Here is a 13349-nt window from a genome sequence, read left to right on the forward strand (position 1 = left end):
AATTCTTCCGCTCTTCTGCCGCGCCGGGCGGGAGCCGGGTCCTGATCAGAGGACGCCCTGTTTGCGCAACCACGCTTGCGCTCTGGCGGCAACCCGCAGGACGAACAGGATCAGGGCCGGAACCACATGGAGGATGGCTTCGGTCACCACCAACCCGGCCCCGGCACTGACGAAGGCATAGGAAAGGGCCGGCACCGCGCCTCCCAGCACCGCGCCCTCAATCCCGCCCAGGGCGCCTGCCAGCACAGTGCCCGTCAGGCGCACCTGCCAAGCCCGGGACAACCGCAAAGTGGCGAACAGGGCCGCTGCCAGCACCAACGGATTGACCGCGGTTCCCAGGAATTGCAAGACCAGATCAGCACTTGTCATCAGCCCCGAGCCCTCCATTCGGCGCGCCCTATTGGAGCCGGCGTCGACGCCGCATGCAAGCCGGATCGGGAGCGCCGTGGGGCCCCTTCCCTGACGACGTGAACTGGATTATCCAGAGTTCTGCCGTTGTCGCGGCAGGCTGCGCATCCATGCCCTGCCGGCGCGACGCCCGGTGGGAGGCTTCATGTGAATCCTTGGTTGGTCCTGCTGGTGGCCGGCGGCTATATCGCGGTCCTGTTCGCCGTGGCTTGGCAGGGGGAGCGCCGCGGGCGAGCGCCTTCAGCCTTTTCCTACGTGCTGACCCTGGCGGTCTACAACACGGTCTGGAGCTTCTACGGGTCCGTAGGTCGGGCAGCTTCCAGCGGCTGGGACTTCGCGCAGATCTATGTCGGCCCGACCCTGCTGCTGCTGTTTGCGCAGCCGGTCCTGGCCAGGGTCATCGCAGTGGCAAAGGCCCGCAACGTTACCTCCATCGCCGATTTCCTTTCGGCCCGCTATGGCAACAGTCAGACCGTGGCGGTACTGGTGACCCTGGCCGGACTGGTCTCTCTGCTGCCCTATATCGCCCTGCAGCTAAAGGGCATCTCCGCCAGCTTCGACATGCTGACCAGCGGCGGACCGGTCCCGGCAGCGGCTGGCGCGGGCGCAGCACGCGGCGCCGCCAACACCGATACGGCGCTGGCCGTCACGGTCGCCATGGCGGTCTTCGCGATCCTGTTCGGCGTTCGCCACCTTCATGCCAGTGAGCACCACCGTGGCCTGATGCGGGCCATCGCCTTCGAGAGCCTGGTCAAGCTTGCCGCCTTCGCCGCCGTCGGCGGCTATATCGTCTATGGGCTGAACGACGGACTTGCGGAACTCTATGCCCGCGGCGCAAACAGCCTGGAAACATCCACGCTGGTCACGCCGGATTTCGGCGACCCGTCCTGGATCGCCACAACGCTGATCTCAATCCTTGCCTTCCTTTGTCTGCCGCACCTGTTCCATGTGGCGGTGGTGGAGAATCAGGACCCCGCGCATATGCGCCGCGCGGCTTGGCTCTATCCGGGATATCTGCTGGTCCTCAGCGTGCTGATGATCCCCGTGGCGCTGGCCGGCATCGCGGCCTTTGGCCGGGCCGGCGCCGATCCTGACAGCTATATGATCACCATTCCCCTGACGGCCGGGGCGGACGGAATTGCGCTGCTCGCCTTCATCGGAGGATTCTCGGCCGGCACCGGCATGGTGATCATGGCTGCCGTCTCGCTCAGCACCATGCTGTGCAACGACGTGATTTTGCCAACCCTGCTCCGCCTGGGCGCGCTGGACCCGATCGCCGACCGGACGGGGGCGGTTCTGAACATCCGGCGGCTGGCCGTGGTCTTCACCCTGGGACTGGCCTATGCCACGTACCTCCTGCTCCGCGATGGATATCCGCTGACCACCATCGGACTGATGAGCTTCGTCGCCGTGGCCCAGTTCGGCCCGGCTTTCCTGGGCGGGCTGTACTGGCGGCGTGCGACGCGCCGGGGCGCTATCGCCAGCCTGTCCGCCGGACTGCTGCTCTGGGTTTATACGCTGCTGCTGCCAGCGGTGCAGCCCGGTGCCGTCTGGGTGCTGGAGGGGCCATTCGGGCTCGGCTGGCTGCGGCCGGGCGGGCTGTTCGGGGTCCATGAGCTGGACCCGATCTCCCACGCCACCCTGTTCAGCCTGTTGACCAATGTGGTGGTCTTTGTCGGCATTTCGCTGGCGACCCGGCAGAGCGCTGCGGAGCGGGAGCATGCGGTCAGCTTCGTGGAGGCCATGCCCGGCCAACCGGCCCCGCCGCCGCCTTCCTGGCGCGGGCTGACGCGGGTGGAGGATCTGCGGACACTGGCCGCCCAGTACATGGGGCCGGAACGCGCGCGGCGCACAATCGACGCCTATCTGGCGGTGCGTAGCGGCATCGGCGTCACCAGCGGGCTCGACCGCACCGGCTGGGCCGATGCGGATCTGGCCCGCTTCGTGGAGAACCAGCTCGCCGGTGTGATCGGGGCGGCCAGCGCGCGCGTGGTGCTGGCAACGGCATTTCAGGGGCCAGCGCTGACCCGCGGGGCCGCGGTGGGTCTGCTGGATGAGGCATCCAGCGCGATCCGTGCCAATTACGAACTGCTGCGCAGCACGCTGGAAAGCGTCAATCAGGGCATCTGCGTTCTGGACAGGGACCTGAAGCTGGTGACATGGAACCAGCGCTATCTCGACTTGCTGGACCTGCCGCCGGAGCGCGTCCGGGTCGGCGTGCCGCTGGCGCACATCATCCGCTTCAATGCGGAACGCGGAGAGTACGCCGCGGGCGATCTGGACGTTCTGCTGGTCAGCCGCGACCTCGACCACACGAAATGGCCTTATGTGTTCAAGCGCTCCCGCCCCGACGGCACGGTGATCGAGGCGACGAATACGCTGCTGCCCGGCGGCGGGTTCGTCGCCACCTACACCGACGTCACGGAGCGGGAAAAGGCTGCCGCCGCCTTGCAGGAAGCCAACGAATCCCTTGAGCGCAGGGTGCGTGAACGAACCCTGGACCTGGAGGACGCCAAGGCGGAGGCGGAGCGTGCCAATGCCGTAAAGACCCGGTTCCTGGCCGGCGTCAGCCACGATCTGATGCAGCCCCTGTCCGCTGCACGGCTTTTTTCCGCCGCACTGACAGAACAACTCCAGCAGGCGGCTGGCAATCCGGTGACGGCGGAGCATCTGGCCCTGGCCCGCAATTCCGCCGCCTCCATCCGGTCCGTCGAGACCCTGATCGGAGCGCTGCTGGACATTTCCGCGCTGGAGGCGGGAGCCGTGCGGCCGGAGCTGCGCAACTTCCCCATCAGCATGGTGATGGAACGGCTGGGCATCGAATTCCAGGCCCTTGCCGCGGAAGCCGGGGTGCGGCTGAAGGTGATCCCCTGCCGCGCCCACGTCCGATCCGACCCGGCGCTCCTGCGGCGCATTCTGCAGAACTTCCTGTCCAACGCCATCCGCTATACCGGACAGGCCTGCGCGCCGGGGCGCGGCCGGGTCGTGATGGGATGCCGCTATCGGCGCGGCGCGTTGCGGATCGAGGTCTGGGACACCGGTCCCGGAATCGACCCGGCGCTCCGCACGGAGATCTTCCAGGAATTCCAGAGATCGGGCCGCCGAGCCGACCGTAGCGGCGGGCTGGGGCTGGGCCTGGCGATCGTGGACAGGACGGCCCGGATGCTGGACCATCCGGTGGAGCTGGTCTCGGAGCCTGGACGTGGTTCCTGCTTTGCAGTCAGTGTCCCGACGGTCAAGGACACGTCGATGCTCGCCGCGGAGGCACCGGCGACACCCGGCCCGGCCCTGGACGGCCTGACGGTGCTCTGCGTCGATGATGACGGCGACGTGCTGTCCGGTCTGGTCGCCCTGCTGAAGGGCTGGGGCTGCCGTCCCGTCCGGGCCGACAATGCCGCTACCGCGGCGGCGGCGCTGGGCGGGGTGGTGCCCGACGCGGTGCTGCTGGATTTCCATCTGGGGCCGGAGCGGAACGGGCTGGACGTGCTGCGGGAACTGGCCCCGCTCTGGCCCGCGCCGGTTCCCGCAGCGATCCTGACCGCCGACAGGACGGCAGCGGTGCGGGACATGGTCCGTGCGGCCGATCTTCCATTGTTGCAGAAGCCGGTCCGGCCAGCCGCCTTGCGCCGATTGCTGGGCGGGATCGTCCTGCGCCGGTCGCCTTCTACCGCAGCCCCGCCCCTGTCACAGCACCGCGCCAGTGAGGCCAGCGATGTCCAGCATTCCTGATCCCGTGATCGTCATCGCCGACGACCACCCGATGGTGCGGAGCGCCGTGCGCTCGGCCGTGCAGCATGGACACCCCGACGCCGAGCTGGTGGATTGTTCCAACCTGGACGAGGTGCTGGCCGCGCTCTCCGCCCGGGAGGAACGGGTGGACCTCGTGCTGCTGGACCTCAACATGCCGGGCAGCCAGGGGCTTCTGGGATTGTTCGTGCTTTCGGCCAATCACCCGACCGTACCGGTCGCCATCATCTCCGCCGTGGAGGACACGGCCACGATCCGCCGCGCTCTGGCCTGCGGCGTTTCAGGCTACATCCCGAAGTCGCTGCCGATGGAAGCCATCGCCGCGGCCGTGGACACCATCCTGCAGGGCGGGGTCTTCGTGCCCCCCGGTGGCGCCGAAGCGGGACCGCCTCGCGACGAGGAGAGGGATCTGGCCCACCGGATCGCATCCTTGTCGCCGCAGCAGATGCGGGTTCTGGCGATGGTGGCGGAGGGCAAGCTGAACAAACAGATCAGCTTCGCCCTTGGCGTGGCGGAGCAGACGGTCAAACAGCATGTCAGCCTGATCTTCCGCAAGCTCGGTGTTTCAAGCCGTACCCAGGCGGTGATCCTGCTGAACCGGCTCAACATCCGGCTGGACCCGTCGGGGGCACAGCCCTGAATGCAAGGGAGGCGGCCCGTCGGACCGCCTCCTGAACTCGTCCCCTTACTGCCTGCCATCCCCTGGCGGATCTCCGGCCGGCTCCGGCTCGGGCGGCGTGCCGAAGTCCAGATCAAAGGTGGGCGGGCCGAAATCATCCATGGACGGCGGCGCATCCAGCTCGATGGTGGACGGGTCCACCCCGGTCCCGCCGGTCAGGCCCGAAGTGACAAGACCCGGGAAGGCGATGACGATAGCCACCATGATGATCTGGATACAGACGAACGGCACGGAGCCCCAGTAGATCTCACCAGTGGTGACGCCCCGCATCCGTTTCCCGGTGACCCGGTCTTCATATTCGTCCTTTGGCGCAACGCTGCGCAGGAAGAACAGGGCGAAGCCGAAGGGCGGGTGCATGAAGCTGGTCTGCATGTTGACGGCCAGCAACACGCCGAACCAGATCAGATCGATGCCCAGCTTGTCCGCCACCGGCCCCAGCAGCGGCACGATGATGAAGGCCAGCTCGAAGAAGTCGAGGAAGAAGGCCAGGAAGAAAACGAGGACGTTGGCCGCGATCAGGAAGCCGATCTGGCCGCCCGGCAGGCTGGTCAGCAGATGCTCCACCCACAGATCGCCGTTCACCGCCCGGAACACCAAGCCGAAAACGGTGGAGCCGATCAGGATGAACAGCACGAAGGTCGAGAGCTTGGCCGTGCTGTCCACCGCCTGTCGGACGATGCCGAGGTTGAGCTTGCGCTTCGCCGCAGCCAGGATCAGCGCGCCCACTGCCCCCATCGCCCCGCCCTCGGTCGGGGTGGCGAGTCCGATGAAGATGGTGCCCAGCACTAGGAAGATCAGAACCAGCGGCGGGATCAGCGAGATCGCCACGCGCTGGGCCAGCTTCATCCCGCGCAACGTGCGCGCCTCCAGCGGCAGGGCCGGCGCCATCTCCGGCTTGAAGAGGGTGAGCAGAAAGACATAGCCGACATAAAGGCCTGTCAGCACCAAGCCGGGGAACAGCGCCCCCTCATACATGTCGCCGACCGAGCGGCCGAGCTGATCCGCCATCACGATCAGCACCAGAGAGGGCGGAATGATCTGGGCCAAGGTGCCCGAGGCCGCGATAACGCCCGTCGCCAGCCGGCGATCATAGCCGTAGCGGATCATGATCGGCAGGCTGATCAGGCCCATGGCGATTACGCTGGCCGCCACCACGCCGGTGGTCGCCGCCAGCAGCGCGCCGACGAAGATCACTGCATAGGCGAGGCCCCCGCGCAGCGGGCCGAAGAGCTGGCCGATCGTATCCAGCAGGTCCTCCGCCATGCCCGACCGTTCGAGGATCAGCCCCATGAAGGTGAAGAAGGGGATGGCCAGCAGCGTGTCGTTCCGCATGATGCCGAAGATGCGCTCCGGCAGCGCCTGGAGCAGCGCCGGACTGAGCAGGCCGAGTTCGATGCCGAGCAGCGCGAAGGCGAGGCCGTTCGCCGCCAGGGCGAAGGCCACGGGAAAACCAAGCAGCAGGAACAGGATCAGGCACCCGAACATCAGGGGCGCCATGTTCTCGATCAGGAAGGCGGTCATGCGGTCTCTCCATGACCATGCGGGCCGGCTGCAGCCGGCGCATAGCTGTCGATGGCCCCGGCGATAAAGGCCAGGCGCTTGATCAGTTCGGACACTGCCTGGGCCATCAGAAGAACGAAGCCCACGGGCACCAGCAGCTTGACCGGCCAGCGCAGCAGCCCGCCGGCATCGCTCGACATCTCATTGATGCGGATGCTCTCCTCCACGAAGGGGATGGAGAGCCAGGTGATCAGCAGCGCGAATGGCATCAGGAAGAACAGGATGCCGAATACGTCGATCCAGGCCTGGGTGCGCCTGGAAAAGCGCGAGGCGACCACATCGATGCGGATATGTTCGTTCCGCAGGAAAGTGTACCCGGCGCACAGCAGGAACACCGCCGCGAACAGATACCATTGCAGCTCCAGCCACGCGTTGGAGCTGGTGTCGAACAGGTAGCGCACAGTGGCATTGCCGGCGCTGACCAGCACGGCCACCAGGATCAGCCAGCGCACGATGCGGCCGGCCCAATCGTTGACGGCATCGATCAGCCGGCTGAGGGCGAGCAGGGCGGACACGGGACAGCGTCCTTTCTGTAGGTCTGAAAGCGGGGGCAACAGGCGGCGGCCCCGCCGGACGGTGCCGGGGGGCCGCGCTGTTCAGCGGAGTGCCTCAGGACTTGCGGGACTGGGCGGCCGCGGCGTAGGAGAAGCTCTCCAGATAGTTCTCGGCGATCCGGAACCACTGGTACTCCTCCTCGCGGAAGGCCTTCCAACCGTCATAGACCTTCTTGAAGTTGGCGTTGCTGGCGGCCAACTCGTCATACAGCTCGAATGTGGCCTTGTAGGCGGCCAGCATGATTTCCTTGCTGTAGGGCTGGAGCTTGGCGCCATTGGCGACGAGCCGCTTCAACGCCTGCGGGTTCTCCACATCGTACTTGGCGCTCATCCGGACGTTGGCGTCGGCCGCGGCCGCTTCCAGCGCTGCCTGATAGGGCTTGGGCAGCTTCTCCCACTGATCCTTGTTGATCATGAGGGAGAAGGACGGACCCGGCTCCCACCAGCCCGGATAGTAGTAATTCTGGGCGACCTTGTAGAAGCCGAGCTTCTCATCGTCATAGGGGCCGATCCACTCGGCCGCGTCGATGGTGCCCTTCTCCAGCGCCGGATAGATGTCGCCGCCGGCGATCTGCTGCGGCACTGCGCCCAGCTTCACCAGCACCTGCCCGGCCAAGCCGGCGATGCGCATCTTCAGACCCTTCAGGTCCTCCGGCGTCTTGATCTCCTTGCGGAACCAGCCGCCCATCTGGGCGCCGGAATTGCCGGCCATGAAGCTGACGATGTTGTAGCCGGCATAGAATTCCTGCAACAGCTCACGGCCGCCGCCATAGAGCTGCCAGGCATTCTGCTGGCGGGAGTTCAGGCCGAACGGAACCGAGCAGTCGAAGGCGAAGGTCGGGTCCTTGCCGACATAGTAATAGGCGGCAGTGTGGCCGCACTCGACCGTGCCGTTCTGGACGGCGTCCAGGACCTGGAGGCCCGGAACCAGCTCGCCGCCGGGGAACACGCGGATCTGGAACTTGTTGTCGGTGATCTCCGCAACACGGTTCGCGATGATCTCGCCGGCGCCATAGATGGTGTCCAGGCTCTTGGGGAAACTGGAGGCGAGCCGCCACTTGATCTCGGGGCTTGATTGCGCAATGGCGGGGGCCGGCAGGGCCGACGCGGCCGCAACGGTGCCAACCCCGGCGGCGGCCAGGAACTCACGACGCTTCATGGATGTCCTCCCGAGTACGGGGAGAAACCGGGACCTGCGATCCGGCACAACGCGGCCAGCATGCAGGTCCCGATCAATCCCGGTTGTTCAGGCGGAAGCTAGCGTGAAGCGAAAATCTTCGCGCACAATACGTTGGTAGGGGGCTTGGGACGCCCCCACCCTCAATCCTCCGGTCCTACGCCGGCCCCGATGCTGACAGCGACTTCCACCTCATCACCGGCGCAGACCGGATGCCCCCAGCCGCTGGCGCTGGCAGGGTGCGTCGGCAGCGGAAAATGGGGCCGTCCGCGTCCACGACGGGTATCGGCGTGAACGAACGGGTCCGGAAGCCCGATATCATAAACGATGCCGTCGTCGTTGTTCGGGCTTGGGCCGGCAGGCACCGCGGCCAGCCTCAGCGCTTCCCGCACCCGCCATGCCACATTGTGATCGGCGCAGGAAGAGTCGCCGCTGACGCCAAGCCCCCCGACAACCCCGGTGCCGCGGTAAAGTCCGAGCCCGCCGCCGAACACATTCACCCCGCCGATCCGCTTTCCGACCATGGGATCACGCTGCGTACCGAAATTGGCGGAGGAACCTGCATAGGCCACATCCGGGTCGACCGGATTGCTTTCCTGCAACCCGAACAGCGATCCGCCGGGCTGGGTCGCACTGTAGAGATTGGCCGTGGACAGGGCGAAGCCGCCCAGACTGAAGGCGTTGGCGGTATTAGCCTTCTGGGCGGAGATTACCCGGCTGCCCGGCCACTGGTCGCCTGGGCTGTTGCCTGAGAAGGCGACAGCGCACACCGTTCCATCACGGTCCACAATGCTTGCCCACATGTGCAGTTCGAAGCCGCCATTCTCCGGCCCGCCCGTGGGCGCGACGCTCTTCCTCAGCGCGGCCTGAAGGTCCGAATGCGTCGGCAGGTTCTTGCAATCCGCCTGCGCGGCCGAAGATCCGAACGCTCCCATCAGAACTAGCGCGATGGGAAGCGCGTGTCTGCTTTTCATCTGCGTTGCCTCCAGCTTGGGTTCTTATCAGGGTCAGCAGCGTCCATCCCGGGCCGGAAGGCCGGCCGGGTGTCCGCGTCCTGTTGAAAGTCGTTGCAAGCCACTGATGATGACGGGTGCGCCAGATGCCCGGATTTGCACACCACGATATGTCGATACAGGCCGGAGCCAGCGGCCGGAAGCCGCGAATGCATGTTACTCCGCCTGATGGACTGAACAGATGCTCGCCAACAGCTGAACTGCCTGAAATCGAGGAAGTATTCTCCTGACCTTTATTCTCAATTTGAGAACACGCCGACAGTCATTAACCCGCCGTTATTGACCAGATTAAAGGCAGCCCGTCGGGTATGGTCATGACCACGCCATAAAAATGCCTGAGCGGCCCCCGATGGTGAGGGTCCTGGACGGACAGGCGGAGATCGCCGCTGTTGTACGTCCAGGCTGGACCGCTCCGATGGCGGGGCGGCGTGGCATACAGGAGGCGACAGGATGCGCATCCTTTTCATTCCGGTCCTCTGTGCTCTGGCTATGGGTGCGGCGACCGCCGATGCCGGTGAGCGCAGGCGTCATTTCGACCGCGGCCACTTCCACGGGCAGCAGTACGGTCAGCATTTGATCGTGCCGCCCGGTTCCCGGGTCATCGTCATTCCGCCTCGGGAAGGTCGTCACGGGTATTGGTCCGACCGCCGGCCCGACCGTCATGACTGGCGCGGCATGCGGCGGGACTTCGGCCATGGAGGGCCGGGCTTCGGCCTGCACGACCGTGGACGCCGGTTCACGACGCCCGGCTTCAGCTCTGGCTGGGTAACCACCCGGCCGGAGCCGGGACGCCGGCGCGGCTGGTAGTGCAGGTTATTTCTCGGCGACCTGCCTGCGCAGCTTCAGGAGGTCGAAGGCCTGTGCCATTTGAACGTCGCCGGCCGGGTCCGGTCTGGCGCCCCACTGGACCGGCGGCGCATTATCGCTGCCGATGACGATGTCCGGCGCGATACCAGACTGGTGGATGGAGCGGCCACGGGGCGTGAGATAGCGCGCCGTCGTCAGCTTTATCGCCCCGCCGGGAAAGCGCCGCGTGGTCTGGATCACGCCTTTGCCGTAGGTCTTGCGCCCGACCACGAGGGCTCTCCCATTCTCCTGAAGGGCGGCGGTCAGGATTTCGGAGGAGGAAGCCGTGCTGGCGTTGACCAGCACCACGATTGGCAGGCCGTGGACGAGGTCTCCAGCCTTGGCTTCGACGACCTCCTCCTTCTGGCGGTCCTGCACCGTCATGATGCGGCCGGCATCAAGGAGGGCATCCGCTACATGCACCGCTGCGCGAACCAGCCCGCCGCGATTGCTCCGCAGGTCCAGAACAAGCCCGCGCGCGTCCGGCAGAGCCTGGATGGCAGCAATGGCAGCGTCGAAGCCGGGCTTCGTCTGGCCGTCGAAGGCCGCGATCCGCATATAGGCGACGCCGTCCATCGCCTGCCAGGTGACAGACGGAATCGTGAGGGTTTCGCGGGCCAGTGTCCGCTCCAGCCGTTCGGCGCCGTTCCGCCCGAAGGCTATGGTGACTGCGCTTCCCTCATCTCCCCGAAGCAGCTTGCCGACAGCGGCCGGTTCCATTCCCTCCAGCGGCTGGCCATCAATGCTGACAAGACGGTCGTTCGGCTGAAGCCCGGCGGCGTAGGCCGGCGTATCCGGGAATACTTCCGCAATCACGAAACCGTCACCCTCCCTCCGGAAGCGGATGCCGATGCCAACTCCGGCACCGGCATTGACGTCCTGCATGGCTTCGTACTGGGCGGGATCGAGGAAGCGAGACCAGGGATCACGGCTGCTGATGGCGCCGACCGCCGCCTCCGCCAGCTCGCGGGTGGAAATCTGGTCCACATAGTTTTCCCGGACGGTGCGGAGCGCCCGCATGATGATCTTCATCGCCTCCGCCTCGTCCAACTCGGCCCGCATCTGCGCGGGCTGGGAGGCCGCAGGTTCGGCCGGGGACTGGATCGGATACGCCAGCAGCAGCAAAGCAGCGGAGAGGGAGGCGAGTCGCAGTCTCATAGCTTGTCCGACCGAGGAAGTTTGCCCCAAGCGGTTTCTTCACGCTGTCGCGCCATCGCGAAGCTTGGCCAAGAACTTCGGCAGTTACGGATGCACCGTATGGCTACCAATCAGCCGAGCTATGAACGATACCGGCAAAATCCCGTGAAATATGCCGCACGCACGCACTTTTCCTTATGCATTATTCACTTACGCCATATCTCGTCTCCATGAGTGGTGCATTGGAAAGCACCTTTTCCAGGGTCTTTCCCTGTCGCTTCTGTCATTCTCGCAATGCAGCGTATCCGGTCTGCGTCGCAAGTTCCGCAATCCACTGGCAGCTAGCCGATTTCGACGTTTCCAGCGCGCCTAGCCCCGAATTGGAGCAAATAAGCGGTCGTCCTGACTCTGCCACTGTCCAGTGGGCGAGGCCAGCTAGGGTTCAGCGGTTCCGGTTTCGTCAGGATTAGAAGCGGAGGCCTGTAGAACCGCTTCCGCTGCGGAGTGAAAGCAGAACGACCAAACCCGCGAGCATGCCTCCGGTCACCGGCGCACTGGCGTCCGGATGCGTTCCCATCCAGGCATAATGGCTGAACCGCCCGCTATTAGCCGGCCCGTGCATTCCGACGGTCGCACCAGCATGGGTCCACGTCACTGACATTCCAGGAACCCGCCTCCGGCACCTCTGTTGGCGAACGGCGCAACAGCGGAGAATTCGGAATGGAACCGGCAGCCGGCCCCGAGGATGTGGAAGCCAGCGTCTCCCTGATCTGGCAGACCATTGATGGACTGCTGGACGGCACCATAGCTTTCCTTCCCCGGATCGCCGTCGGGCTGGTCATCCTCGCCGTGTTCTGGTTCATCGGAAAGGCCGTCCGCGCTCTGATGCGCCGCAGCCTGAGGAATCACCCATCCAACAATCTCGGCGTGGTGGCCGGGCGGCTGGCGCAGTTGGGCATCGGGCTCTTCGGACTGCTCATCGCGGCCACGATCGCGTTTCCCTCTGTAAAGCCTGTGGACATGCTGGGACTGCTCGGGGTCGGCAGCGTGGCTTTCGGCTTCGCCTTCAAGGATGTGCTTCAGAACTTCCTGGCCGGCATCCTGATCCTGCTCCGGCAGCCTTTCCGCATCGGCGATCAGATCAAGTTCAAGGACTTCGAGGGCACGGTTGAGGCTATCGAAACGCGCACCACCAACATCCGCACCTATGACGGCCGCCGCGTCTTCGTTCCTAACGGGGAAATCTTCACCAGCGCCGTGACCGTAAACACGGCCTATGGATTCCGCCGGAGTGAACACGATATCGGGATCGGCTACGGTGACGACCCGCGTGAGGCCGCCCGCTTGATCGTGGAAACTTTGCGCGGTATCGACGGGGTCCGCCAGGACCCGCCGCCGGAGGCCATCGTAATGGCGCTGGATGGCTCGACGGTGAATATCCGGGCCCGGTGGTGGGCCGAGTCCAAGCAGCACGACCAGATGCTGGTCCGCAGCGAAGTCGTTGCGGCGATCAAGGACACTTTGACCCGGGCCGGCATCGATCTGCCCTTTCCCACCCAGGTCGTTCTCTTCCATGACCAGACGGAGGAGACGGATGGGGACCGGACCCGCCAGCGGGAGGGTTGGCCGGCCGGAAAACATCCACCCAAGGCGCGGACCCTGCCTGGAACCATCGCCCGCCGGATGGAGTCCGGCTCGCGAGGCGAGGATGCGTTTGGCAATTCCGGACCGTCACGGTCAGAACCCGGATACGCGGGAACGGCGGAGTAATTGCCAATAGTCGGCGAGCGTCCGAGCTTTGGCAGGCGTACCAAGTCAGGCAGCAGCCCGGAAGTGGATGCGTCCATCCCGGCTAGCGCCATAGGCCTTTATCAGGGCGCTCCACTCGGGGCTCAGGATCATCTCGACCAGCTCTGAATCCGGAATATCGGAAAGGTCCGGGCAACTCCGCATGACACGATAGATCTCATGGGCATGTGGGCTGAGAGTCGCAGGCGACAGGCTCATCGTTGCTGGCTTCATGGCAATCGGGTCCGTTCCCCAAGTTAATACCTCTTAAATGAGGGGTATTTGTATCGGAAATGTTTCCGGCGAGGGGTGGGGCCTGAACTCAGTAGCGCTAACACTTTTGAGAACGGGATGCGGCACCTGCGCAAAATCCGCCACTTTTGCTTTTAATTCAGGCAAACTCGAAGCTGCCAATACCGGCTTTGGCCTCACCGCCTCTG

10 protein-coding genes are annotated in these 13349 nt (G+C 65.3%); 4 read left to right on the forward strand and 6 right to left on the reverse strand.

The window, feature by feature from the left end; genetic code table 11:
- Window positions 1-45 precede the first annotated feature (45 nt).
- Window positions 46-369 (reverse strand): hypothetical protein, encoded by a 324-nt coding sequence (locus tag DOL89_RS20290; RefSeq protein WP_162937727.1) that lies wholly within the window; start codon window positions 367-369, stop codon window positions 46-48.
- A 186-nt stretch (window positions 370-555) separates the two neighbouring features.
- On the opposite strand from DOL89_RS20290, the gene DOL89_RS20295 reads away from it, so the two are divergent.
- Together DOL89_RS20295 and DOL89_RS20300 are read left to right on the forward strand one after the other, a co-directional pair.
- Window positions 556-4137, forward strand: a complete 3582-nt coding sequence (locus DOL89_RS20295; RefSeq protein ID WP_119681158.1) for a hybrid sensor histidine kinase/response regulator — start codon at window positions 556-558, stop codon at window positions 4135-4137.
- Window positions 4121-4795, forward strand: coding sequence for a response regulator (locus DOL89_RS20300; RefSeq protein WP_119681159.1), 675 nt, complete (start codon window positions 4121-4123; stop codon window positions 4793-4795). Before DOL89_RS20295 ends, DOL89_RS20300 begins: the two co-directional genes overlap by 17 nt.
- Before the next feature lie 45 nt (window positions 4796-4840).
- Here the strand turns inward: DOL89_RS20300 and DOL89_RS20305 are convergent, their stop codons facing one another.
- The 4 genes from DOL89_RS20305 to DOL89_RS20320 all read right to left on the reverse strand — a co-directional run bounded on the left by DOL89_RS20305 (window position 4841) and on the right by DOL89_RS20320 (window position 9060).
- The gene (locus DOL89_RS20305; RefSeq protein WP_119681160.1) at window positions 4841-6355 is read right to left on the reverse strand and encodes a TRAP transporter large permease; all 1515 of its coding nucleotides are present in this window, start codon (window positions 6353-6355) and stop codon (window positions 4841-4843) included.
- Entirely contained in the window at window positions 6352-6909 is a 558-nt protein-coding gene (locus DOL89_RS20310) for a TRAP transporter small permease subunit (RefSeq protein WP_119681161.1), read from the reverse strand. Before DOL89_RS20310 ends, DOL89_RS20305 begins: the two co-directional genes overlap by 4 nt.
- Window positions 6910-7003: 94 nt before the next feature.
- Complete coding sequence (locus DOL89_RS20315) at window positions 7004-8107, reverse strand: TRAP transporter substrate-binding protein (protein WP_119681162.1); 1104 nt, start codon at window positions 8105-8107, stop codon at window positions 7004-7006.
- Window positions 8108-8268: 161 nt separating this feature from the next.
- Window positions 8269-9060, reverse strand: a complete 792-nt coding sequence (locus DOL89_RS20320) for a heme-binding protein (RefSeq protein WP_119681387.1) — start codon at window positions 9058-9060, stop codon at window positions 8269-8271.
- A 528-nt stretch (window positions 9061-9588) separates the two neighbouring features.
- On the opposite strand from DOL89_RS20320, the gene DOL89_RS20325 reads away from it, so the two are divergent.
- Window positions 9589-9945, forward strand: a complete 357-nt coding sequence (locus tag DOL89_RS20325) for a hypothetical protein (RefSeq protein WP_119681163.1) — start codon at window positions 9589-9591, stop codon at window positions 9943-9945.
- A 6-nt stretch (window positions 9946-9951) separates the two neighbouring features.
- Here DOL89_RS20325 and DOL89_RS20330 read toward each other — a convergent pair whose 3' ends face one another.
- Window positions 9952-11142: a S41 family peptidase gene (locus DOL89_RS20330; protein WP_119681164.1), complete on the reverse strand. Its 1191-nt coding sequence runs from the start codon at window positions 11140-11142 to the stop codon at window positions 9952-9954.
- Between the two features lie 699 nt (window positions 11143-11841).
- On the opposite strand from DOL89_RS20330, the gene DOL89_RS20335 reads away from it, so the two are divergent.
- Window positions 11842-12891, forward strand: coding sequence for a mechanosensitive ion channel family protein (locus tag DOL89_RS20335; RefSeq protein ID WP_225889999.1), 1050 nt, complete (start codon window positions 11842-11844; stop codon window positions 12889-12891).
- Window positions 12892-13349 lie beyond the last annotated feature (458 nt).

It is taken from the genome of Indioceanicola profundi (genome assembly GCF_003568845.1).
Lineage (GTDB): Bacteria > Pseudomonadota > Alphaproteobacteria > Azospirillales > Azospirillaceae > Indioceanicola > Indioceanicola profundi.